Below are 26,313 nucleotides of genomic sequence, written 5' to 3'. Positions count from 1 at the left end.
CCGGCGTTCGCCGCCGGGCTCCGTGCTCCGTTGCGGCACCGAACCCGCTCTGGGATGTCGGACCCACCTTGCTCTTCCCGGCGCTCACCGCAGGGCTCCGTTGCGGCAGTTCCAGCGCGGTGATGACGTCGCCGGCCGCGAAGCTCTCCCCGGCGCTCACCGCCGGGCACTGTTGCGGCGGCAACATCAAGCCCGAGGACCGTCCGGCGATCCGCCTCTTCCCGGCGCTCACCCGCCGGGCTCCGTTGCGGCCAGCATCTCGGCGCCAACCCCGGCTTCTACGGCGGTTCTTCCCGGTGTTCACCGCCGGGCTCCGTTGCGGCGGCAGGTGAATGGTGTCCTGCTGTGGCATGTCGTAGCTCTTCCCGGCGTTCAGCGTCGGATTCCGTTGCGGCTTCGATCTCGTTGTCGGCCGGCGCCAGGCGCCACAGCTTTTTCCAGCGTTGAGCGTGGGGCTCCGTTGCGGCCAGGTCTACCTCACCCCGGACCGAGAATCGGCCCGCTCTTCCCGGCGCTCACCGCCGGGCTCCGTTGCGGCGCCATCTCCAGCGCCTCACGCGGCGTGGTCGCGACCCCTCTTCCCGGCGTTCGCCGCCGGGCTCCGTTGCGGCCCATCCCGGACTTGCCCCATACGGCCTCGCCTTGGGCCACTTCCCGGCGCTCACCGCCGGGCTCCGTTGCGGTGACCGGGTGCGAATCGCGTTCGGCGGCCAGCACTTCGACTCTTCCCGGCGCTCACTGTCGGGCTCCGTTGCGGCCCGAAACCCCAGATGTTGCACCTGTCGATCGTCACCGTCTTCCCGGCGTTCACCGCCGGGCTCCGTTGCGGCGCAATGTCCTGCATGTACTTGTCGCGCAGAGCCTTCAGCTCTTCCCGGCGTTCAGCGTCGGGCTCCATTGCGGCGGTACGCAGCAGGGAGAACCCGAGAACAGCCGGTGCCTTCTTCCCGGCGTGCAGCGTCGCGCTCCTTTGCGGCCCGTACAGGGTGTCCAGCTCCGTCTCTTCCCGGCTCACCGCCGGGCTCCGTTGCGGCCTCTCTCCCTCTGTGCGTGGTCGAACCGACCGGACCTCTTCCCGACGTTCACCGCCGGCTCCGTTGCGGCAGTCACAGCACCGCGTCGCCTTCGGTGGTCTCGACCAATTCCCGGCGTTCACCGCCGGGCCCGTTGTGGCGGCACGAACGGCTCTGGCCGGTGCTTACCGACGATCACTTCCCGCCTTTCACCGCCGGGCTCCGTTGCGGCTGCCAGTTGTTCCGCCCGCCCTTGAGGCAGGTCGCGAGCTCTTCCCGGCGTTCGCCGCCGGGCTCCGTTGCGGCACGTTCAGGTTGTCGATCTCGCCGTTGTTCGTCGTCTCTTCCCGGCGTTCGCCGCCGGGCTCCGTTGCGGCGAGCGGTGCGCCGCGCTGTCGGCCCGTCTCGACTCCGCCGTTCCCGGCGTTTAGCGCCGGGCTCCGTTGCGGCCAGCCCTCCCGCACGGCGGCGAGACCCATGACGAACCGTTCCCGGCGTTGAGCGCCGGGCTCCGTTGCGGCGCGATGTCCTGCACGTACTTGTCGTACAGGGCCTTCAGCTCTTCTCGGCGTTCACCGCCGGGCTCCGTTGCGGCGCCCGCGACCGGTACCAGGAGATGTGTGACCAGGTGCTCTTCCCGGCGCCCACCGCCGGGCTCCGTTGCGGCATGGGCAACTACACGGATCAGCGGCTCATCGAGCTGCTCTTCCCAGCGCTCACCACTGGGCTCCGTTCCGCTGCCACAGCTCGCCGGCAACGTCGACCAGATGCGTCGCCGTTCCCGACGTTCACCACCGGGCGCCGTTGCGGCGACGGGTAGGGCACCTCACGCACGAAGCCCGTCAGGCTCTTCCCGGTGTCCGCCGCCGGGCTGCGTTGCGGCGCGTCCACATAGGTGTCGATCCACGCCTTGAAGTTCATCTTCCCGGCGTTCAGCGTCGGGCCCCGTTGCGGCGGTACCGCGGCCGGGATGGCGGTGGTGCCGCAGGCCCTCTTCCCGGCGTGCGCCGCCGGGCTCCATTGCGGCTGCCACGGCTCGCCGGCACCGTCGACCGGATGCGTCGCCGTTCCCCGCGTTCACCGCCGGGCTCCGTTGCGGCACGATCTGCCCGACGAGGCCGCCGGCCAGGTCGGCCGTTCCCTGCGTTCAGCGCCGGGCGCCGTTGCGGCCGGATCATGCGGGTGGTCGCCACGTCGACCGGTTCATCTCTTCCCGGCGCTCACCGCCGGGCTCCGTTGCGGCGTGATCTGCGCGGCGACATCGTCCGGAACGTGGTCGCTCTTCCCGGCGCTCACCGCCGGCTCCGTTGCGACGAGTACGTCGCCAACTGGAGGTGTTCGGACAGGCCGACTCTTCCCTGCGTTCAGCGCCAGGCTCCGTTGCGGCCCCCACAGCATCGCGGTCTCGATGTCCCAGTACAGACCGTTCCCGGCGTTCAGCGCCACGCTCCGTTGGGGCAGCCTGTCCGCCTACGCCACCGCCCGCCGCGCCCTGCCGTTCCCGGCGTTCAGCGCCGGACCTCCGTTGCGGCCAGTACAGGTGGCCGATCTCAATCTCGACGTTCGGGTCCGTTCCCGGCGCTCACCGCCGGGCTCCGTTGCGGCGGCTTCCAGTGCACCGGATTGCCGGCTTCGCGCGCCTCCTTTCCCGGCGTTCGGCGCGCTGGGCCCCGTTGCGGCACTTGCCACCCCAACGACCCGGCCGAAGCGGTCTCGGTGCCCTGTTCCCGACGTTCAGCGTCGAGCTCTGTTGCGGCCGGCAGAGGTTGTGTCCGCGGTCGACCCAGACCGCATCCGTTCCTGGCGTTCAGCGCCGGGCTCCGTTGCGAATAGCCGACGGTCTGGTCGTCGCCGATGCGGACGGCGCCGTTCCCTGCGTGCATGGGCGGCGAACTCCCTCGACATCACGGTGGTCTTGTCGGCGGGCGACCAGCAAACCGGACAGACAGGCACGAACAAGCCCATGCTTCGCTAGTTGGCGCCTGGGATCGGCCGGCGTGGTGGCACCGGCAGCGGCACGGCGTTGGTGCAGCAACAGATACTGCCGCGCACGCCCACGCGGCTCAGAACGCCAGAACCGACCCGCGATCCGCCCATGCAACTCGTCGAGCACCCCGAGCCAGGCCGCAACATCGACATCCGCCACGAACAGACCAACGAACCTGCACCAACAGCCGTCACGCCAACTGCCGTTGCAGTACCAGGGACCAGTTCAGAATGAGCGGACTCGGTGTCCGTCGATGCCGCTAGCTAACGGTTGAGACTTCGGTCGTGCTTGATCAGGTATTGACCGATGATTCGTGGGCACGGATGGCTGTGCTCATGCCCACCCATCCGCGCCGGATCCGGTTCGGGCCGGCGACGCATCGATGATCGAGTGGCACTGGAGGCCGTCCTGTTCGAGTTCGCGAGCGGGATCGGGTCAAATAGCTACCTACCGCCGCGGTCGGCGTGTCCGGAGCGACACGCTAAAGACAACTGGACGTGGACAGGGCCGGTGCGTGGAAGCGGCCGCAGTGGGGCCGAGCCGGTCGACCGCAGCCCGTGCTGGCTCCAAGCACCATTTGATCATCGCGCTGCCGGAGCGGCCCTGGCCGTGGTCGTCGTACCGGTCGCAACCACAAAGATGGATCAAGCTGCTACCACTACTGGACGCGATCCCGCCCATCCGAGGCCAGGTCGGGCGGCCGCTACGCCGACCGCGGCTACAACACAATGATACCGACGCCGATTCGCTCATACGATCCGGCAACGTCGTTGAACGGAGAGGCACCCGTGGCACCGACTCGGTGCAATCCGCCACCCGTGAGGCTCGTTGTGCGCCCGACTACCAGCCCAATGTCCTGCATCGGACAGTCAGCCCAACCTCGACCGTAGTAAGCAGGTATAACTCACTGCAACAGGAGGTTACGATGGCGTACCGCGTTGGCGTGGTGCAAAACGAGAACGAACTCTTGCGCTACTCGTACGCCGACGTACGTCAGTTGCTTTCGAGTTTCGATTATGAGGTAAAATACTTCACCGGCGAGAACATTGCGTCGCTGGGGTCCCAAATCGAAAGATTAGACTCACTCGTGATCGCGACGAATGCATGCAATGACGCCGTTATCCGAGCATGGCTCGATGATAATGGCGAGCGAATCACGGACCGCGTGAAGGCGCAGCGATTGGGCATGCTCGTCCTGTTCCAAATGGCGCTATCAGATGACAGGCGCCACGGACCATTTCCGTTCCTCAAAGACCCATTCGTTGTGACCGGAAGAAAGTTGGTCACAGGAGATCGCAGCGCGCGATTGCTAGAAGTCGCACCAAGTTCCTCAAGTCATCCGATCCTCCGCCATCCTACGAGAATCAGTGTTGATCGCGTCAACGCCCATTGCATGGACAATCCAAATGTGCCGGGACTCTGCTGGGGATATCTCGACTCCTTCTCTGCCGACGTCTATTCGAGCGTGGCGCAACTAGCTGGCCCTGCTTCCGAGCGAAAAGACCTTCTTCTCGCAACCGACGATCCGGCCGGTCCGCGAGTCATTGTCAGCGCACTGGTCCTGGACTGGCAGCGCCATGACGAATTGTTCGGCAACTGTGTCCGTTTTGTCACCGAAGGGTCGACTCCGGTGGCGCTTTTGAAGCGTCGGGGCACTGACTCATTCGAGCTAGATCTAGCCGAGCATGTCCTTCGCGACAAGAAGATCCCAATCGCCCAATATGTCATGTCGGAACTCTCGGAATGGACTCCCGAAGAGATCCGCTACGGGGCGGTGCTACTTGACCCCGCATGGCCGGAGGCTGAGGCGAAGATTTGCGTAGATCGAATAATTCGTGATGAAGGCCATCCGCCGGTCCACTATTTTAGTCGCCTAAATCCTCATCGCACCTTGGCTGTAAGCGTTTCGAGGGAGAATGACTATCAGCTGCTTAGCAGTACTGCACAACTTTGGTTGCAGACGCAGTATAATGGCGGACTTTGGGACAACTCTTTCTGGGCAACGGTAGACGTCCTTGCATTCTTCAGCGACCAGTCGTTAGACCTTTCACCTTATCGCGATGCAGTGCTCGAGCAGGTAGCAAAGCACCTTCAGCCAGATGGAAGTTACGACGGAGTATTTGGTGCAACATGTGCAGCTTTGAACGTTATGTACTGGCTTGGGGAGGACGGACCGAGATACGCCGCAGCGCTGGGATGGGTAAAGAGTCGAGCCGCAAATCAAAATCTATACAATAGAGCGACCGCAGCCGACCTACTTTCCCGTATCGCGCCAGATGCGATACCGTCTGCAGAACTGAGTCGCGTCAGACAGGGCATCCTGCAGAACCCGGAAGGCTGGGCTTCGGGGTTAGAGACTCTTCGGTATATGCGAACACTAATTGCCCTCGGTGAATTCGAACACGCACAAAGACAAGTCGAAAAGCTCAGACCGGCCGCTGCGGGCCAAGCAGAATGGCTGACGGTATTCGGCGCCGCGGAGACGGTCGGAATTTTGTTGGACCTTTACCAGGGCATGAATTCCTCTGTGGGGTCGATCAAGCAGCTGCTGTTTAGCGGCCTAGCCTATATCCTGGACGAGTACGACAGCGAAAGTGGATCATGGCGCCAGCAAACTGCAGCGACCGCAAAAGCTGCCCTCGCGCTAGCGCGTTTTGCGAAAATTGTCGACCCAGCAATTGGGCAGGCGCTCCTCTCGATTGCCGACAGGCGCGCACGAAGGCTGGACCTAGACACGCTTGACCGCTTTAGGCAGAAGAACCACGAGATGTTGTTGATTGCACAAGCGACAGCGGATTCAGCGGCGCAAGCCGGAGAGGATGGACGGCAATCGAGCGTTCGACTCGCTGGAGCGAGGCGCTTATCGGTCACGCTGTTTATCTTTGGATACCTCCTACTCATTGCATTAGCGGTCGCGCTGATACCTCAAACTATCGGATGGGAAGGGCTCCACAAATGGGCGACCGATTGGAAGGAGCTATCCATACCTCTCGGCCTATTAACTTTTCTGGCACCCGTATACATCGGAATAAGGATCTCTATCGCCTTCGGCGGGTCACCGCGATGGCTGACGTTCCTTGAGACACATTTGCCCCGTCTGGCACAATGGCTCAAGGGGTGACTTCGTGTCGACCGTGCCACTCGTGGCCGACTATATGCTACGCGCCACGGATTCTCTATCCAGAAGGGTCCGTGGTCGGCTGTACGCGAGTTTCTCGCCGCATCTTCATCGATCGCTAAGGATAGATCGGGGGACGAGAATTCGCTCGCTTCATAAGTTGAAGGTCGGCGTGAACGTGTGGTTCAAGGAAGGCGTTCTAATCAACGCGAGATCTGATCGAGAATTTGGCATCGAGATTGGAGACGATGTCACTATTCGATCATACTCCTATCTCGACTGCTATGGCGCGAACGGCCGCATCGCGATTGGTGCACGCACTGGAATTGGACAGAGCGTCTACATCGGAGGAAATGGAGGAGTCATCATCGGAAATGATGTGATGATCTCGGGTCACACCTACATCGTGGCTGCAACCCACGGGTTCGATCCTTCGATCTCGATTCCGTATGCGAAACAACCCGAGACTAGGGTCGGAATTTGTATCGAAGATGGGGCTTGGGTTGCCGCAAACTGCGTTGTCGTCGACGGCGTTACGGTTGGAGCAGGATCGGTAGTTGCAGCCGGCGCAGTAGTTACTCGCGATGTACCAGAAAGGACGCTTGTAGCTGGCGTACCGGCTCGTCCGGTACGCTCGCTGGCTAGATAGGGGCACATAGTCGGTTATGGCCAATCAAAAGGGGTTCAACATGCGAGTCGGGCTCACTAACTGTCGGGCGGTTCAGGCTGGCGCGGTGCTGCCTGATGCGACTGTCGTCTTCGACGGTGGAGTTGTTTCCTCCATTACAGCAGGAGGTGTGCCGGCCGACTGGGATGAGGAAGTAAATTGTCAAGGGAAGCTCGTGACGGCAGGGTTGATCGATATCCAGATTAACGGCGGCGGCGGTCACATGTTTTCCCTGTCGTCGACCTCGGGTGCGTACGAGGAAATTCTCCGTGCGCACGCATCTCTCGGAACAACGAGTGTCTGTCCGACGATCATCTCCGGTCCCCTCGACGACATGGAGAATGCAGTTCGCTTGGCGGCATCGTTCGCCGAGCAAAATGTGCCTGCGAACCGCTCGAGAGTTCTCGGGATCCATATTGAAGGGCCTTTCCTTAGTGCTGGCAAACGAGGAGGCCACGCAGAGGAGTACCTACTTGAACCTTCGGTCGAGGTAGCGCAGCGCCTGATCGACGCCGGCGGTGGACATGTTCGGATCTTTACGCTCGCGCCCGAGTTGCCTGGATCCGCTGAGGTGATTCGGTTCCTTCGACAGCGAGGCGTCTTTGTTTCGCTTGGGCACTCAAAGGCTGAGGCAAGAGACGCCGCTGCGGCATTTCGCCAAGGGGCACGCGGAGCGACACACCTGTTTAACGCGATGGAGGGAATGACTTCTCGTGCGCCAGGACTCGTTGGCGCATCCATTGCTGATCCTGATGTCTACGTAGGAATCATCGGCGACTTGCTGCACGTTGACGCGGTAGCAGTGAGAGCTGCCCTTCTTGCAAAAGGTCCACACCGAGCGTACCTAACCACGGACGCAGTTTCGCCGCTGGGGGCACTGGCGGACTCCTTTGATTTGTATGGAGTTCGCGTGAGTGTCCGCGATGGCGGCTGCTACACAGACTCTGGCGTCCTGGCGGGCACAGCAACACCGCTCGCGACAATGGTACGAAACATGGTTGACTACGTGGGACTTAGCGTTCCGGCAGCGGTCCAGCTGGCTACTCGAACGCCGGCAGAGGTTATCGGGAAACATCTCTTCTTCGGCAGCCTATCGGGAGGAATGGCTGCCGATGCGGTCGTTTGGAATGATGATATGAGTGTCGACACCGTATGGATCGGAGGCCATGAGTGTTCGAGTCAGTGGTCTCGGATGGCGTAAGCTTCTAAGTCTTCTCTAGGTCCTAACGGTATGCCACGGTATGGGATCTTCGCTCGGGTGTTGCACGCCAGCGAAGATCCCCGTGTGCTCGTTTGCACAACTAAATGATCTTCGGTTGGGCGTCGGTCGCAATTGACCAAGCGGCCCCATGTCACCACGATGGGTGAGATCGCAGCCGGTCGCCGGGTTAGGGTTCTGCGGTGACAATCTCAGCCACTGAGGCGCCCTTCTCGCCGACGTCTGTTGCCACCCTGGCCGTCCCGGAGCCGGGACAGGTTGTGGAGGTGCGCGGCTCGACGTGGGCAGTCGCGCGTGTCCAGCAGCAGGGTCTACCGCGGAGCCCTGCCGATGAGGCCGTGGCGACGTTAAACCATGCGGTCACGCTGCAGGCCCTCGATGAGGACCGGCTCGGCGAGGAGCTGACGGTCGTTTGGGAGCTGGAGGTCGGCCACACCGTCACGCCCGCGCAGGGTCTACCGACGCAGATCAACCCGGACGCGTTCGACGACCCGAACACCCTCGCAGGGTTCGTGGACGCGATGCGCTGGGGCGCGGTCACCTCGGCCGACGACCGTAGCTTGCAAGCGCCGTTCCACAGCGGTGTCGCCGTCGAGGCGTACCAGTTGGAGCCGCTGCGCCGGGCGTTGTCCGCGCCGAGGACGAACCTGCTGTTGGCCGACGACGTCGGCCTTGGCAAGACGGTCGAAGCGGGCTTGGTGGTGCAGGAGTTGCTGCTGCGGCATCGGGCGCGAACCGCGATTGTGGTGTGCCCGCCGAGCCTGGCGCTGAAGTGGCAGGACGAGATGCGGGACAAGTTCGGTCTCGACTTCACGATCATCAATAGCGAGATGATGCGGGACGTGCGGCGCCGCTACGGCCTGCACGCGAACCCGTTCCAGTTGTACCCGCGAGTGATCGTCAGCATGGCCTGGCTGCCCCAGGTGCGGGCGCAGCGGATGCTGCGTGATGTCTACGCGCAGGCCGCCAGTACGAAGACCGCCCGGCGGTACGCGTTCGACATCCTGATCGTGGACGAGGCTCATCACGTTGCGCCGGCCAGCCCATCGGCGGCTGGGGGTGGGCGCGGATATGCGGTGGACACGCAGCGCACGATCGCGGTACGGGACCTGGCGGACAAGTGCGAGCATCGCCTCTTCCTGAGCGCCACCCCGCACAACGGGCACCCAGAGTCGTTCACGGCGCTGCTAGAGATGATCGACTCACGACGGTTCAGCCGGGGTGCGCTGCTGGACGAGCGGGCACTGCGCGACGTGACGGTCCGCCGGTTGAAGTCGGACCTGCCGGAGAAGGGTTTTCGGCCACGCGAACTGCGGGTCATCCCGTTCACCCCGCACGCGGACGAGCAGGAGATGTTCGCCCTGCTGGACCGTATCCTGACCGACAGCGCGAAGGCCAATGGCACCGGCGCGTCCGGCGACATCACCGCGATGCTGTTCAAGAAGCGGTTCCTGTCCAGCCCGTGGGCGTTCGGCATGACGCTGAGTTCGTACCTCGCGGCCCGCTCCACCGGGCGGGCACCGACGGACTTCGACTACGACGACATCCTCGGTGAGGGCCAGTCCGACGAGGAAGAAGGGCTGTGGGAGCAGGACGAGGCGACGGTCCTGCGGCACAGCAAGTCCACCGACCCGCTCGTTGCCGCTCAGCCGGGAGAGTTGCAGAGGCTGGCCGAGTGGGGGTTGGGTTTCGAGAGCCGACCAGACTCCCGGCTCGGCGAGTTGATCACGACGTTGGATGCGATCTGCCGACCGGGTGGCTTCTGGTCCAACGAGCGCGTCGTGGTGTTCACCGAGTACGCGCACACCCTGGAGTGGGTGCACCGCGTGCTGACCCAACAGGGGTACGGCGACGTGCTGGAAATCATCCAGGGCGAGACGCCGACCGAGGAACGCGAACTGATCCGGGAGCACTTCACGACGGAGCCCGCAAAGAACCCGGTGCGAATCCTACTGGCGACCGATGCGGCTGGTGAGGGCATCGACCTGCAGGACCACTGCCATCGGCTCATCAATCTGGACATCCCGTTCAACCCGTCGCGGCTGGAACAGCGCATCGGCCGGATCGACCGGTATGGCCAGCACGAAACCCCACTGATCTTCCAGTTCGCCCCGGACCGGTCCTCGACGACGTACGCCGCAGACATGGAGTTCATGGGCCGCATCGCGAAGAAGGTAGTCACGGTCGCCCGGGACCTCGGCTCCGTTAACCAGGTCATCGCCGAAGAGATCCAGGACCACTTCACGCGGACCAGGACCGCCCGGCGCAAGAAGACCCCGCTCGACGGCAACAGCGTGATCAACAAAGCGTTGGCCGGCGGGTTAGACCTGAACAGCCGGCTGACCCAACTTGAGCAGGGTTACGCCGAAAGCCGAGCACAGATGCATCTGGACCCGGCCAACCTGCGTCGAGTGGTCGACACCGCCCTGCGAATTAGCCACCAGCCGGCGCTGGTCGAGGCCGGCGACGACCGCACCGACGCCGCCGTATTCACCGTGCCGGCACTCGGCCCGGCCTGGCAGTCCACCTTGAAAGGTTTGGACACCCGTTCCGAGCCCGGAGTGCTACGCCCCATCACGTTTGACGACAAGGCCACGGCCGGACGTAAGGATCTGGTCTACGTCCACCTCGGGCATCCGTTGGTGAAGAAGGCCCAACGCCTGCTCCGCCGATCGCTGTGGAGCGCCGACGCCCCACTACACCGGGTCACCGCCGTCGTCGTGGACGAGCTGGAAGAGTCCTTCGTCGCCGCTGTCACCCGCATGGTGCTCGTTGGCCGGGGTGGGCTTCGGCTACACGAGGAGATCTTCCTGGCCGGGGTACGCCTTCGCGGTCGCCGCGCCATCGCCGAGGAACGCGCGGAGCACCTCCTCGACCAGGCGCTCGACGCCGAACGGCTGACCCTGGCTGCCGACGACATCCGAGCCGACCTGACACGAGAGTGGAATCAACCGGACTCCCCGCTACGTGCTCGACTGCTCGATTCGATGACCCGACGCGCCGAGGGCCGCCATCAGCGCGTCAGCGAGCAACTGGCGAAGCGCCAAGACGCCGACACCACCCGGGCGCGGGAGATCTTCGCCGCCTTCCGCCGCAACCTGAACGAGTCACTGGAACAGCTCACCAGCGCGGAGATGCAGGCACAACTGGCCCTGTTCCCGGACGACCAGCAACGGCAGCGCCGCCGCGACATCGACGCGATGCGCCGCCGCCTCGACGAACTCGGCGACGAGGAACACCGCGAAGTCGCGGCGATCACCGAGCGGTACCGCGAGGTCAAACCGCACACCACCGCCGCCGCAGTGGTCTTCGCCCTCACCCCGGCCGACGCCCGCCGCGGAGGAGCACACTGATGCGGACCACCCGAACCTTCCGCCCGAAGACCGCCGCCGAACTGCACCGCGCCTGGCTGGAACTGGTCGAGACCGACGGCCCGTTCCTGGCCATCCCACCGCTGAAGCGGGTATGGCCGCAGGGCATCCCCACGCTGGCCCCCGAGCGGCTCGACGCGCTGCGCGAGGCGAAGCCTGCGTTCGACCACGCCTGGGAAGCCCTCGACATCGACCCGGAAGACGAGACGGTCCAGGCCAAGTACGCCAGCGTCCGCGACACGTGGGTACAGACGGTCCTGCGCGATGTGGTCGGCTGGCGTGAGTCCCTGGCCTGGGGTCCCGGATGCGCGCCCGCCGTGGCCGCGACCTCTCCCGACCGGCGGATCACCGTCACACCGGACGCCGCGCTGCACGGCCCCGACGGCATCGGCGCACTGGTCAGCATGGTGGACCGGTGCGACACCCTGCACGCCACGGGTACCGACGGCTGGGCCGCCACCGCTATCGACCGGATGGAGGCGATGCTGCGCGGGGCCGACGTCGAGATCGGCATCGTCACCGACGGCCGCTGGTGGGCTCTTGTCTGCGCACGGCAGAACTCCATGGTCGCCTCCGGTATCGTCGACGCCCAGACCTGGGTCGAGGAACCGTTGACCCGCAACGCGTTCCTCACCGTCATCGCTCGGCAGTACATCATCGGCGGCGACCCGAGCGAGCGGCTACCGAAGCTGTTCGAGGAATCCGTCGCCGCCGCCGAGGAGATCACCGAAGCGCTCGGCGCGCAGGTCCGCCGGGCCGTGGAACTGCTGATCCAGGCGTTCGCCGAAACGGCCGCAGACCACCGCCGTCGTGGCCTGACCGATCCCCTGCCTGACAACCCGCACGAAACCTACTCCGCCGCCGTCACCGTCATGATGCGCGTCGTGTTCCTGCTCTTCGCCGAAGAGCGCGGCCTGCTCCCGCAAAGCCAGCTCTTCCAACAGGGGTACGGCATCAGCGGCGAACTCGACGCACTGGAACAGCGCCGCCTGGTCGACGGCGAAGAGTCCCTCGACAGCACGTACCTCACCTGGCACCGGCTCCTGGCCACGAGCCAGGCCCTCTACCGCGGCGCATCGTTTGAGAACATGCGGATGCCCGCCTACGGCGGATCGCTGTTCGACCCAGCCCGGTACGGCTTCCTGACCGCTTCGAACGACAACGGCACTCTCGCACTGCCCGTCTCCGACCGGGTCATGCTGCACGTGCTGCGCTCGGTCCAGGTGGCCCAGCTCAAAGGCGGTGACGCCCGCCGAATCTCGTTCCGCGACATCGACGTGGAACAGATCGGATACATCTACGAGGGCCTGCTCGGCTACTCCTGCATCCGGGTCACCGGGGATGTCCAGCTCGGCCTCGTCGGCGGCACTGGCGCCGAACCGGAGATCCCACTCACCGTGCTGGAGACGCTCGCCGACGATCATTCGACGCCGGCCGCGTTGGCTACCGCGATAATCGCCTGGGTCAAGGCGGACCAGTCCGCCGCCTCCCCGCCCAGCGTGAACGCCCTCGCGAAACTGCTCGCGGCCACGCAAGGTGAGGACGCCGACCGCCAGTTGCGGGCCGTGACCGCCAACGACGATGCCCTGCGGGCACGGCTGCGCCGCTGGTCCACGATCATCCGGCGGGACCTGCGCGACCGTCCAACAGTGGTCCTCGACGGCGGCCTGCTCGTCAACGAGACGCCGTCGCGGCGCAACGCCGGCGCCCACTACACCCCGAAGTCCCTCGCGGAGGAAGTCGTCCAGCACGCCCTCGAACCACTTTGTTATTCCCCCGGACCGCACCAGACCGCAGACCGGGACACATGGCGGCTTCGCAACTCCGACGAAATCCTCGCCCTCAAGGTGGCCGACATCGCTGCCGGATCCGGCGCATTCCTCGTCGCCGCCGCCCGCTACCTCGCCGCCCGACTGGTCGAGGCGTGGACCGCAGAGGACCCAGCCAACGCCCACCGCCGCGACCTGCGCCAGCACGCGATCCGCGAGGTCGTCGCCCGATGCCTCTACGGCGCCGACATCAACGCGATGGCCGTCGAGATGTGCAAGCTGTCGCTGTGGCTGGTGTCGCTCGACCGCGAACTGCCATTTTCCTTCGTCGACGACAAGATCTTGCATGGCAACTCGCTCCTCGGACTCACCGAGCTGCGCCAATTGCGCGCCCTACATGTCGACCCGCCCGAGAATCAGCAGCCCCGCCTATTCGCCCGCGACATGGACAGCATCATCCGCCGAGCCGTGGAGATTCGTCGAGAGCTGGCCAGCGAGGTGCGCGAGTACGACCCCCAACGGAGCGCCAGCGCCAAGCGGCGCCAGCTCGACCGGTTGCACGATCTGACCGCCCAGCTTCGTAGGGCGGCCGACGGGGTGATCGCCGCGGGATTGCGCCTCGGCGGGAAGCCCGGTAGGGCCTTGGACGAGGGTTACGAGAACCTGGCCGATGCAGTAGCCGCCGCAATCCCACCAGGCAATACGCCACCCGATCCCAGCTTCCTAGCTTCCATTGTGGATTCGGGACTAACGCCGACCGTGCAGACCGACTACGAACGGTGGCAACCGCTACACTGGGCACTCGAAGTCCCTGACGTATTGATCGACAACAGTGGCTTCGATGCTGTCATCGGCAACCCACCCTACTTGGGTGGTTCGAAGATCACGGGCGCGCTGGGCACCAACGTGCGCGACTGGACCGTGCATCAAGTAGCCCATGGTGCTCGTGGCAGTGCCGACCTGGTCGCGTACTTTTTTCTCCGCGCCTTCACGCTATTGAGGCCAACCGGAGCGCTCGGCCTTGTCGCCACTAACAGCGTCGCGCAAGGTTACACCCGTGAAGTCGGCCTCGACCAGATGGTAGACCGGGGCTTTACGCTGACTAGGGCCGTCCAGAGCGCACCCTGGCCTTCGACGAGTGCCAACTTGGAATACGCGGCGATTTGGGGCACCCGGACAACGGTCGCAAGTCAAGCCAATCGAGTTGCTGATGGAGTTGTGGTGCCTAGGATCTCCACACTGCTCGAGGCGACCGGTCAGATTGACGGTTCACCGGAGCGGCTGCTGGAAAACGACGGTATGGCCTTCATCGGTTCCTATGTGCATGGTGCGGGCTTCATTCTGAATCCGAAGGAAGCAGAGGAATGGATTGCCGAAGATGAACGCAACAACGATGTTCTCTTTCCGTATCTAAACGGGGAGGACTTGAATTCAAGGCCGGACTGTACGGCGTCTCGATGGGTGATCGATTTCACTGGGTTATCAGAAGATGTGGCAGCTACGTACGTTGCGCCTTTTCTGGCGGTCGAGACCCGCGTCAAGCCGCAGAGGGTCGCCAGCAGCAGCCCTGCTCTGCGAGATCTCTGGTGGCAGTTTAAGCGTCCGGCACCAGCGATGCGCAAGGCAATTGCTGAACTCGATAGCGCGCTGGTCATCGCACAAGTGAGCAAGACCGTGGTGCCGATGCGAGTCCCAACATCGTTCGTATTCGACCAGAAGTTGGTCGTTTTCGCAACCGATTCGCTCGCAGTGCAGTCGGTGCTCTCATCGAGCGCGCACCAGCTTTGGGCGATAAAATACGGCTCTACCATGCGTGCAGATGTGACCTACACCCCGTCGGGAGTTTTCGCGACGTTTCCGCGTCCACAATTGACGGAACGCTTATCAAGAATCGGCGAGATCCTCCACGGCGAGCGGCGGGAAATCATGCTGCGCCGGAAATTGGGACTCACCAGGCTGTACAACCTGGTCAACAACCCGAGCGTTAGTGATGCTGACGACCCTGACATAGCTAGGATGCGGCGGATTCACGTGGAACTGGACGAGACGGTGATGGCGGCGTATGGCTGGTCGGACGTGCCGTTGGATCACGGGTTCCACACGTACCGGCAGGTCACTCGGTGGACGGTTAGTCCTGCCGCCCGGGTGAAAATCCTGGACTCATTGCTCGCGGAGAACCTGCGTCGGGCGGCGGCGCAACGGAAGAAGGTGCCCCCGACTGCGCCTAGCCGCGCTCGCAAACCGCTCGCCGACGATGCGCAAGGGACATTGCTGTGACTGATCGCGCGCCGAGCCTTCGACTAGAGCATGAGCCGGACGACACTTCGTACACGGTCCGGGAAAACTTGGTCGACATCCTCGAGCGGGAGCTACTGGGCCCGGCTGGTGGACCGGAGGAGTTGTTGCCGGTCAGCCCTCGGCAGTTGTACCTGGTCGGGCACATTGCGCCGGTGAAGCTGACTGAGGAGCGCGCTGACCCGGCGAGCGCCGAGGACGGCTACGGTCTGGTCGGCATTCGGGCCGACGAGGCTGGTGTGCACGCCCAGCGCGGCATCCCGGCCGAGTCCGCTGACGACAACGGCGCGGACGCGGACGAGGACGACGTCGACGACAAGGCGCCGAAGCAAGGCTTGATGATCCCATCGTCGATGGGCTTGCGCTTCCAGGTACCGAACGACCTGACCGAGTTCACAGTCACAGCGACTTGGGGTACCTACGAGAGTGTCAAGACCGAGGAGATCGACAAGAAGGGTCGGCCATTACGCCGGTACCGACGTACGCCAGTGGGGATCGTTGAGAAGATCGCGGTTGTCGAGCTGACGCCGGGGCGGACCTACACGCGGGTGTTGACGGGCCAGGTGTGCGTGCGCATCGACGCGTACGACGACGTCCGGTTTGGTCGGCGACTGATCGAGATTGCGTTGGTCAACGACCGCGAGACACCGCCGACGATCCCGGTGAACGAGTGGCTGTTCCAGACGAGGCTGCACATCGACGCGGGTGGTGCGGCGGCGTTCCTGCCTGTGCGTGACGTCATGGAGCAGGAGTGGCCGGAGCACGACGAGGAGGTGCGCCGGTTGCACCTTCAGTACCGCAATCGTCTGGAGTTCGCGGTCGGGCGGACCTGTTCGGTTGATTGGCAAGCTGAACCGGGCGCGCGGCGGGCCACGGCGGTGTGGACGACGTGGCTGCCGGTCGCCGAGACGCCGCAGACGCAGGCCCGGTCGGTCGACGGCGCGTTGCTGGGCATGGATGCCCTCGCAAAGGCCACGCCCAACCAAGTTCGTGACGGCCTCGCTCCGCTCGTGGACGGCTACCGCATTTGGCTGGATGGGGAGGCGGCGAAGGCCGCCCAGCTTCCGGCGCACCTACGGGAGTTGGCCGAGGAGGTCGTGGACGAGGCGCGGGGTGCGCAGCGGCGGCTAGCGGCCGGCCTGGCTCATGTCGTCGGTGAGCCGGAGGCGTTCGCATGCTTCCGGTTTATGAACGAGGTCATGCGTGACCAACGTATCCACTCCCAGATCTCGGCCAGGCGAAGCTCTGATCCCAACCTGTCCTTCGCGGACGCCCGTGCTCAGGTCGAGGCCGCCGAGCGGGAGAAGCCGTCATCGTGGCGGCCGTTCCAGTTGGCGTTCATCCTCATGCAACTGCCGGCCTTGACCGATCCCACCGCAGCAGTGCGCAGCGGTGAGCTGTCACGGGTGGAACTGTTGTTCTTCCCGACCGGTGGCGGCAAGACCGAGGCGTACCTGGGCCTGGCCGCCTACACGTTCGCGATTCGACGTCGGCACAAGGTTGTAGCGTCGTCGGACGGGCCGTTGGACGGACGCGACGGGGTTGCCGTGTTGATGCGGTACACGCTGCGGCTGCTGACCGCGCAGCAGTTCCAGCGGGCAACAGCGCTGGTCTGCGCGGCCGAACTGGCACGCCGCCGTGATGCGGCAGCCTGGGGCAGCGAGCCGTTCCGGATCGGGTTGTGGGTCGGCACGGACGTCAGCCCGAAGCGTTGGGACGAGGCCGACGAGCAGCTACGCAAGGCCAACGTCTACGGCGGGCACCGGCTGACGGTGTTGCAGGTGCAACGCTGCCCGTGGTGCGGCAGCCCGATCGGCGCCGCCAACGTGGTGCCGGTCAAGGCGACCCGGCGGGTGTTGGTGTTCTGCGGTGACGACCTGGGCCGGTGTCCGTTCGCCAAGGGCGGCGAGGTTTCCGAGGGCCTGCCGGTTTTGACGGTGGATGAGGAGATCTACCGGATGCCACCGGTGTTCGTGATCGCGACGGTGGACAAGTTCGCCCGCCTCGCCCGGGAGGGTGAGGCGGCGGCGTTGTTCGGCTATGTTGGGCGGCGCTGCGGACGGCATGGCTACGTGCACCCTGACTATGCCGGTTGCAGCATCAAGACCGGGCACCAGGCCGAGGCCGGCCTGCCGGCCGCGACGGTACGTCCAGTGGGACGCCTCCGGCCGCCGGATCTGATCATCCAGGACGAGCTGCATCTGATTACCGGCGCGTTGGGCACCTCCGTGGGCCTGTTCGAGGTCGCTGTGGAAACCCTGGCCTCCTGGGAGATGGCGGAGGGGACCCCGGTCCGGCCAATGATCGTCGCGTCGACCGCGACCGTACGCAGAGCCGACGACCAGGTACGCGGACTCTACGGGCGAGGGGTGGAAATCTTCCCACCGCAGGTGCTCGACGTGGCCGACACCTACTTCTCGAAGGAGCTGCCGGTCGGCCCAACCAGCCCTGGCCGGCGATACCTCGGCGTCAGCGCGCAGGGTGTGCGGCTGTCCAGCGCCGAGATCCGTGTCGCTGAGGCGCTGCTGCTCGCCGGTCAACTGCTGTTTGACCGCAGCGGGGCCGCCGCCGATCCTTACATGACGCTCGTCGGGTACTTCAATGCCACCCGGGAGCTGGCCGGTATGGCGCGGTACGTCGCGGACGACGTGCAGAACCGGGTGCGGCAGCCCCGGCCCGGGTCGGGCTTCCCGCGCCGGCAGGGTTCGTACGGCCGGCTCGTCACCGGCGAGTTGACCTCGCGCATCGCGTCGGTCGACATCGGCCGCACGCTGGACAACCTGGCGTTGGAGTTCGACCCCGGATACGCGACGACCGCCGCGATGCGGCAACGGCTCGAACAGCAGGACGCGGGTGAGAAGACCGCCCGGCCGAAGGCCGACCCGTTCGACGTGGTGCTGGCCACGTCGATGCTGCAGGTCGGCGTGGACGTGCAGCGCCTCGGGCTGATGCTGGTGGTGGGGCAGCCGAAGAACACCGCCGAGTACATCCAGGCGTCGTCTCGGGTTGGTCGCGACACCGGCCGTCCGGGCGAGGATGGCGGTCGTCCGGGCCTAGTCGTCGCGCTGGGCAACTGGGCGCGGCCTCGCGATCTGGCCCACTTCGAGCAGTTCCGGCACTACCACGAGACGTTCTACGCCCAGGTGGAGGCGTTGTCGGTCACGCCGTTCTCGCCTACATCTCTGGAGCGGGGCATCGACGGGGTGTTGGTCAGCGCGGCGCGGGTGCTGCAGGCGCACCGGGATGACGGGCTGTCCCCGGAGCGCAGTGCGTGGCGGGTCCGCGATGAGAAGGACGCCCTTTCCGCCCTCATCGCCCGTCTACACGCCAGGATCCGGGCGGCAGCCCAGTTGGACGACCTGACGACGCAGGCGCAGCAACGGCTTGCCAACCGCCTCGACCAGTGGAGCGCCCGGGGCGTGTACGCCACGAAGCTGAGCAAGACCCTGGTGTACGAGCGCACGGGCGACAACGACAGCTTTCTGCCGCTGCTGATCAGCCCGGAGCACGCGAAGGCGAACCAGGATCTGAAAGACCGGGCGCCGTTCGTCATCGCGCACTCGATGCGGGAGGTCCAGCCGGAGATCAACCTGTTGGTGAGCCCGTTGCCGGAGCGGTTGTTCGCGGTCGAGCCTGATGATGCACCGCGCTGGGAGCTGCCGATCGAAGGAGGGACCGCGTGACACTCGACGCTGACCCGCTGTCGATGATCTTCGAGTCGTCGGAGCCGATGGATCCGCTGACCGAAAGCGAGCAGTCGCAGGCCAAAAACCGGGCCAAGGTCGGCTCGGCTCGCCCGTCGTCGCTGCTCTACACCTATGGTGTCGGCTCGATCATGGACCTGCCGCAGTTCTCGATCATGCCGGCCGGGCTGGATGACTGGGAGCCGATCTGGCGACGCAGGCCCACCGTGCCAACCATCGAGGAACCGCGGCTTCTCAAGGTCGTGCAGCTCCATCTCGGGCCGCGGGTTCAGCAACTGCGCCCGTTCCCGTGGCAGCCGAAGGCCCGCGCGATGTCCCAGGAGGGGTCCGACCTCGGCATTCCGGCGCGAGTCTTTCCGCAGTGGCTGCGCTGCACCAGTTGCGATTATCTGGGGCCGCTGTCGCGGTTCAGCTACACCAACACCCATCCGTTCCGTCCGGACCTGGCGACCTTCGAACACGCCAGTTGCCCTGGCCGCGGCATCGCCGGTGGGACGAAGGGCAAGCCGAAGGCTGGCGCGAAGGGTAAGGCCCGCCGCAGCCCGGCCGTGCCCGCCCGCTACCTGCTCGCCTGCGCGAACGGGCACCTAGACGAGTTCCCGTACACACTGTGGGTGCACCACGGCAATCCCTGCCCGGCGGCGCCACAGCCGGATCTGAAGCTCCGCGATAGCAACGTCGGTCAGGGCGCGGGCGCGGTCGTCACGTGCGAGCGTTGCCAGCAGCGACGCAGCATGAGCGAGGCGCAGGGCGAGTCCGGGAAACGGAAACTGCCCGCCTGCCGGGGCCGTCACCCGCACCTGAACGCGTTCGACACCAAGTGCGGACTTGGCACGTCGCTGATGATGATGGGCGCGTCTAACCTGTGGTTCGCCTCCACCCAATCGATCATCGTCATGCCGCGTACCGCCGAACAAGACCGGACGGCGCTCGCCACGAAGCTGCGCACCCACATGACGACGGAAAAGCTAACCAAGTACGCCAACAAGCCAGACATGCTGCGGGACCTTCTCGACGACAAGGTCGACCTCAGCGGCATCACCGACGAAGAGTTGACCGCCTCGGCAGCCGAAGCTCTCGCACCACCGCCGTCAGAGGAGGAGCGGCAGGAGAAGCTACGGCAGTGGGATCCGGTTGAGCTGCTGGTACCGGAGTGGGACTACCTGCAAAAGCCGAGCCTGTTCGCCCAGCAGGAGAACGCAAGCGGGCTCATGGTCACCGAGATGCCCACCGGCGACCAACTACCCAAACATGTCAACCGCGTCATCGCTGTGAACCGGATGAAGAAGGTCAACGCGGTGATCGGCTTCACCCGCATCGACGAAATGGACCGCGTCAACGACCTCGCCACCCGGCTGGTCAAGCTCACCCGTGACGGCCGCCCGACATGGGTACCAGCCACCGAGGACCGCGGCGAGGGCATCTTCCTACAACTCGACGAGAACGCCGTCGCGTCGTGGGAAGCGCAGATCCTCCCGTCGTCCCTGTGGCGCGCGCATCGCGACGCCCACCGCCGCAACTTCGCCCGCCGCTTCTCCGAAACCGCCGCCCAGATCGACCCAAACACACGGTTTCCCGCCCCGCGATACTGGCTGATCCATTCCCTCGCGCACATCCTCATCCGGGAGATGGCGATGTCGTGCGGCTACGGTGCCGCCAGCCTCAGCGAACGGCTCTACGCCTGGCCAGCCACCCCCGACCGGCCAGCAGCAGCCGGTCTGCTCATCTGCACCACCGCCTCGGACAGCGAAGGTACCCTCGGCGGCCTGGTCGCGCTCAGCCAACCGGAACGATTGCAAGGACTCGTAATCGACGCGCTACGCCGGGCGGCCCGATGCTCCTCCGACCCGGTCTGCGGCCAGCGGACCCCCCGACACGGCGAGGACTTCCTCCACGGGGCAGCCTGTCACTGCTGCTGCTTCGCCTCGGAGACTTCCTGCGAACGCGCCAATCGGTTCCTGGACCGGCGATTCCTGCTTACCCTGCCAACCATCGACGACGAACGGGTACCCGGCTTCTTCGGCACCATCGATGGCTGCTGACCCGCACGCCGCGCTCGGCGCCTTCATCACCGCGTTCGAGGCCGAGCGGCTGGCCACGGCACTCCAAGCCGGCAGCACTACCACCCAAGCACTGAAGGAGGTCCACACCGCCCGCCGTAGCGAAGCGAAACGCCTGCTCACCGAGGCAGGACTCGGCCCGCACCAGGTGGAGACCACGGTGGCTGTGCTGCGGGCCATCGCAGGCGCCCGCTCGGTCCGCACAACCATTACCCCCGTCTGGACCATGCCCGGCTCCGAAGCCACGATCGGCCGCCTTACCAGCGAAGCGCAACGCCTCATCGAGGAAGCCCGCATGTCTATCGTCTGCTCCAGCTTCAACTTCACCCCCCATTCGGGCATGTGGCCCGCCCTACGCGCCGCAGCCACCCGGGCCGACCTGAGCGTGAAGGTCTACCTCGACGCACATGCTGGATCACCCACGGCCGTCGCGGCGCACCTGCCGAAAGCGACGGTCTTCCGAACGTTGACCTTGCCCGACGCGCACCAACCTCTCGTCAGCCACGCCAAGTTCATCGTGATCGACCGCGCGCTCACCCTGATGACCAGCGCGAACTTCTCCTACAGCGCCGAAAACACCAATGTTGAACTGGGCCTGCTGGTCCACGACACCAGCCTCGCGGAATCGATTGAGTCCCTGATGCGCAGCAAGCACGGCGTTCTCTACGAACGAGTGGTCTGACGAGGGTTGGAGCGCTGACATGACGGCTGCACCCGGCACAGTCGCGGATGAGGTGCCCGCGCCTCGCTGGATCGCGGCTTCCCTGCGGGAGAACGAGGGCCGCGACCCGCTCGGTCTGCAGACGACTACCCAAGATCGGCTCATGCCGCTGCTCCTGCCGGGCATCCTTGAACTGTCCCGACGGGCCCGATACTTCTTGTTCCATGCGTTTCTCCTCAACGAGTACAAGGTCCGACGGTTGCCGGCGGACGGTAAGTCGCTAGCCACATTCATCCGCCGACGCGAGTGGGAACTCGGCCTCGCGGTGCAGCGCTGCCCATACGGTTGTGGGTCGAGCCCGGTCGGTGCTCGGCGGCTGGGCGACGTCGCCGAGGGGACGGGGCCGTTCCCACGCGGGGAATCTGTGGAGAGCAGCCTGGGCGGATACGGGCTGTACTACCGATCGCCGCTGATTGAGCTTGGCATCGTCGCCAGAGCCGGCACCATGCTCGGCGACGAACCGATTCCGATCGATGTCCTTCGCCCCACCGAGCGGGCCGGACGTTTGGCGTCGACATTCCGGAGCGCGGTGGAGGGCACGGAGTACTACCAGCGATTCATGTGGACCAGCGAGCCGGTCCCCGCAGCCGTCATCGACGAATACGCCGGGGTCGCTTGCCTGTGCCGGCTACGTGAGCGGCCGGACGAACGTGACGCCGTGCACGACGCCATCTTCGGTAGCGACCCGCCCGTTGCTCGCGAGGACGACGAGTCCGGACCCGGCGCTAGCGCCACGCTGAACGCCGGTGCGGTCCAGCGCCGACGGAGCGTGGGGCACTATCTCAGCCTCGTCGCTGCCGATCCAAATGTGCCCTGGTCCGGCCGCGCGTACCGGGACGCGTTGTGGTCGTATCCGGACCCGCGAAGCGACGGGCACGCTCTCGTCGCCGGGCAGTGGGCGGCGCTGATAGCCAAGGATGTATGGCAGGAGGTCATCTGCTCGGTCTGGTCGCAGTTCTGCCGTGCCGGCCTGGCCCGCAGTCGCGATCTGGGTCGCGGGCTCACCCATGCCGAGGTACGTGAAGTGGCCTCAAACATGGTTGGCGGACCACCCGCCTGGGCCTCCGGCTACCCGACGGCTGCGATCGCCGCCGCGCTGGAGCCTGCGGCGTTGACCGTGCCTGACTGGGACGGCGAGGACATAGACGTCGCCACGGCGTCGCTGGATACTCTTCGGTGGTTGACCGCCGGTCTCGACACCGCCACCTCGGCTGTCGTGGTGCTGCTCGAACTTGCCCGCCGTACCAAGGGTCGCTCCGATCCCGGCTGGGTGAAGGCGTCGCGGGTGAGATCGGCATGGCAGCCGTCGGTTGCCGAGGTTCTGGCCGCTGTCGGTGAGCATCTCGACGGTCAGCCCTCGCTCGGTGAGACGCTGTGGTGGCTGGTGTCTAGATTCGTAGTCCCGGTGCATGAGCGCATCGCCTACTCCAAGCTGCCAGACTTCACCTTCCGGTTCCGTTGGGAGGAAGGGCTCCTGCGGTTCTACGACCACGGCATCGAGCGGTTCCCACTCGCCGCGATCCGCGCGGATCCACTGAGCTGGCTCACCTGGGACCTGGGCCTGTGGGAAGGCGACGAGCCTAGCGAATCACGGCTGACCGATCGTGGCGTCGCGTTCGCCACCGAGGTTCTCGGATGACCGACTCGGCGGCCGTTCCGGTGGAGCGATGCCGCCCGGTCCACGAACTGTTCACTGGCGCCGCGTCGGCGTTGTGGGCCACGACGTACAGCGTGGACCTGCCGTTGTTCAACGAGTTCCTGCTACCTCGATTGGGCGACCCGCCGCTCAACGTCGTTGTCCTTGCGGACCATCGCAGGCTCAGCGCCAGCCTCGACCGCCTCCCCGCCGATGCGGTCGAAGCCCTCGCCGCCGTGAACCGGCGTTGGCTGCTGCGCGGTGTACGGCCGGGCGGTCAGGCGTTCCACCCCAAGACGTATCTCGCGGTGACCGGAACGAGGGCGACTCTGCTGGTCGGCTCCGGAAACCTCTCGATGAGCGGGCTCGATCGCGGCAAGGAGGTGTTCACCGCCTTCCGATCCGGGACCCCCATCGGTGACGCAGCCATCGCGTCCTGGCGCACATGGATTCATCGCGTTGTCGGCCTCGTCGATGACACCACCCTCGTCCAGCGGCTACTCGATCTGGACGCTCGGCTGCCGCCCCAACCAGCCGGTACGTCACAGGCAGCCTCACCTTTGATTCATAACCTGGACACCTCGATCGCCTCCCAGTTCAAGGCGGCTCTTGCTATCCAAACACCGTCGGACATCGAGGAACTTCTGCTGAGCGCCCCGTACTACGACGACGATGCGGCGGCGGTCGGGCAGCTACTTACCGATCTACGCCCTCGACGCGTTCGCGTGTTCCTCACGAAGGCCACCAGCGTCAACGGCAACCGGCTCAGGGAACGGCTGATCGCCAGCGGCGCAACGACCGAGATCCTCATGTACCAGCCGGACGAGTTCGTGCACGCCAAACTGGTCGGTGCCGTCGCCGGTAATCAGGGATGGCTACTTTCTGGATCAGCGAACCTGTCCCGAGCCGCGATGACCCGCATCGTTGGCCACAGCGGCAATATAGAGGTCGCCGTCCTCACTCAGCTCACCGCAGAAGAGGTCCGAGCGGCGTTCACACCGCCGGAAACTACGGCCGTCGCCGCCACCCTCGATCAACTCCCGTCATGGTCATTTAGGCCAGATCCGGAACCTGTGGCGCCCGCCGTTCGCCTGATCTCCGCCGTCGTGACCGACGACGGACGTGTGGAGGTGGCCTGTGAGCCAGCCGCCAAGCCAGATTGGCTCCTTGACGATCTGACTAATCGACAGCCGCTCACCCGCCACGCCTCCGGAAGAACTGCCACCGTCGGCCCGGTGCATGGGCGACTCGTTCGCGTGGTCGACACAGACGGTTCGGTCCTGTCCAACCAGGTGGTCGTGGACGACACCATCGCACTCGCGGCTGCGCTCACCGGCACGGCGCGGCCCAGCAACGATCTACCTGACGGCCTCACCACTGGTGACCTCGACAGCCCGCTCGGCAAGATGCTCGCCTGGTTGCACCGCAATTTGGTGATGGAGGTGAGCGAACGGCAGTCGCCCGCCTCCGCCGGCGGCGTCACGGCCGATGAGGAAGCCGAACAGGGCAACGACGACCTATGGGTACGCCTCGAACGTGAACAGCTCGGTCGTGACCCACGCGCGAGCCGATACGGGAGAATCTGGAGCGACAGCCTCGACGCCAGCGAGCCGATCATTGAGCTTCTCGACGCGCTACGGGCGCGGACTCCATCCGAGCCTGCGCCGGGTCGGGCCGGGCAATCCCTTCTTGCGCGACTCCTCGACGACGCAACCGACGTCGATTCACAGGAGGCGTCGACACGACGGAGATGGCGGCTCGCTGCCCGCGTCCGGGTACGCGCCCGCAACCTCTTGCGACGCTGGGCCGGCGCACAAGGAGACCCACGCCTGGCATGGGTCGAGCCCCTTGCACCGGCCGGCAACTTCGCAACGATCGTCGGCGCGCTCGCCGAACTTCAACTCACCTCTGCCCAAACCCCCGATCGGCTGGAGTTGACCGGGGAAGACCTTGATGATCTTTGGCTGCGCTGGCTCGGCGGATTCTCGGGGGGCGATACCCGCCCCGGCTGGCTCAACCAAGTCGAACAAGAAGTCCGCGCGAACGCCAAACGACGACTTCCCGGATGGCTGCCCGAAGCTGCTGCGGCATTATGTTGGCTGACCATTCAGCCTGGTCCACACCGCCGGGAACGCGTAGTGGAAGCCCAGTCCATCATCATGGCCGCATTTGACAATGGCCTGCTGGAGCCGACCGACGAAACCGCCAGGTACCTTAGTGCCGTCACCGGACACGCAATCAGTCGAATTGATGTTGATCAGCAACTTCTCGACGCCATCGCATACATCGATGATGAACTGTGGTGTGCTCGTACGGCGGCCGAGCTTTATCTCGATGACCTCACACTCGAAGCACCCCCCGGCGCCAGGGCTATCCAGGTCCGCCTCGGTGTGCGCGGCGTCGCGGACCCTCTCCTCGATCCACGTATGCCACGCCTTCTCGCCGCAACACGCCAATACCGGCGTTGTCGCGGTATCGCCGTCTACGCCACCGACGGCACCTGGCGGCTCTCCCTGTCCGACGGTGAGACGATCGCCGTTCTCCCCGGCCTTGGCCAAGGAGTCATCGAGTCGACCAAACCGGTCGACGACCACATCCTCGGCCAGATCAACGCGGCCACGGGGGTCCTTGCCGACCTGTGCCGATAGTCCGGACTATCGCCCTATTGAAATTGGATGCGGTGTCATCTTCGATGAGGCAAGGCTGGTTCCGATGGCAGCAGCGAAGTCCGAAGCGGGCGGAGAAACGCTCAA

Annotated in this window: 11 protein-coding genes; 10 read left to right on the top strand and 1 reads right to left on the bottom strand. The window is 65.2% G+C overall.

From position 1 onward, the window contains the following. Positions 1-661: 661 nt before the first annotated feature. Entirely contained in the window at positions 662-1,015 is a 354-nt protein-coding gene (locus Val02_RS48885) for a hypothetical protein (RefSeq protein WP_444546005.1), read from the bottom strand. Positions 1,016-3,925: 2,910 nt separating this feature from the next. Here Val02_RS48885 and Val02_RS31455 point away from each other — a divergent pair. The 10 genes from Val02_RS31455 to Val02_RS31410 all read left to right on the top strand — a co-directional run bounded on the left by Val02_RS31455 (position 3,926) and on the right by Val02_RS31410 (position 26,208). Further along, positions 3,926-6,121 (top strand): hypothetical protein, encoded by a 2,196-nt coding sequence (locus tag Val02_RS31455; protein ID WP_203902878.1) that lies wholly within the window; start codon positions 3,926-3,928, stop codon positions 6,119-6,121. 22 nt (positions 6,122-6,143) lie between these two features. Beyond that, positions 6,144-6,767: an acyltransferase gene (locus Val02_RS47700; protein ID WP_239153474.1), complete on the top strand. Its 624-nt coding sequence runs from the start codon at positions 6,144-6,146 to the stop codon at positions 6,765-6,767. 16 nt (positions 6,768-6,783) lie between these two features. Next, positions 6,784-7,986, top strand: a complete 1,203-nt coding sequence (nagA, locus tag Val02_RS31445) for an N-acetylglucosamine-6-phosphate deacetylase (RefSeq protein ID WP_308440032.1) — start codon at positions 6,784-6,786, stop codon at positions 7,984-7,986. Positions 7,987-8,186: 200 nt separating this feature from the next. Next, positions 8,187-11,357: a DISARM system SNF2-like helicase DrmD gene (gene drmD, locus Val02_RS31440; protein ID WP_203902876.1), complete on the top strand. Its 3,171-nt coding sequence runs from the start codon at positions 8,187-8,189 to the stop codon at positions 11,355-11,357. After that, on the top strand, positions 11,357-15,421 hold the full coding sequence (locus Val02_RS31435) for an Eco57I restriction-modification methylase domain-containing protein (RefSeq protein WP_203902875.1): 4,065 nt from the start codon (positions 11,357-11,359) through the stop codon (positions 15,419-15,421). The genes drmD and Val02_RS31435 overlap by 1 nt, the downstream gene beginning before the upstream one ends. Next, complete coding sequence (gene drmA, locus Val02_RS31430) at positions 15,418-19,122, top strand: DISARM system helicase DrmA (RefSeq protein WP_239153473.1); 3,705 nt, start codon at positions 15,418-15,420, stop codon at positions 19,120-19,122. Before Val02_RS31435 ends, drmA begins: the two co-directional genes overlap by 4 nt. Further along, complete coding sequence (drmB, locus tag Val02_RS31425; RefSeq protein WP_203902874.1) at positions 19,119-21,185, top strand: MrfA Zn-binding domain-containing protein; 2,067 nt, start codon at positions 19,119-19,121, stop codon at positions 21,183-21,185. The genes drmA and drmB overlap by 4 nt, the downstream gene beginning before the upstream one ends. Then, a complete protein-coding gene (gene drmC / locus Val02_RS31420) occupies positions 21,175-21,885 on the top strand; it encodes a DISARM system phospholipase D-like protein DrmC (RefSeq protein ID WP_203902873.1) in 711 nt (236 codons plus the stop codon). Before drmB ends, drmC begins: the two co-directional genes overlap by 11 nt. 19 nt (positions 21,886-21,904) lie before the next feature. Next, positions 21,905-23,563 carry a hypothetical protein gene (locus Val02_RS31415; RefSeq protein ID WP_203902872.1) on the top strand — a complete coding sequence of 553 codons (1,659 nt, stop codon included), beginning with the start codon at positions 21,905-21,907 and terminating at the stop codon, positions 23,561-23,563. After that, positions 23,560-26,208, top strand: coding sequence for a phospholipase D-like domain-containing protein (locus Val02_RS31410; protein ID WP_203902871.1), 2,649 nt, complete (start codon positions 23,560-23,562; stop codon positions 26,206-26,208). The genes Val02_RS31415 and Val02_RS31410 overlap by 4 nt, the downstream gene beginning before the upstream one ends. Positions 26,209-26,313 lie beyond the last annotated feature (105 nt).

It is taken from the genome of Virgisporangium aliadipatigenens, assembly GCF_016863615.1.
GTDB classification, from domain to species: Bacteria; Actinomycetota; Actinomycetes; order Mycobacteriales; family Micromonosporaceae; genus Virgisporangium; species Virgisporangium aliadipatigenens.
This window is presented reverse-complemented; position numbering and strand designations above follow the sequence as displayed.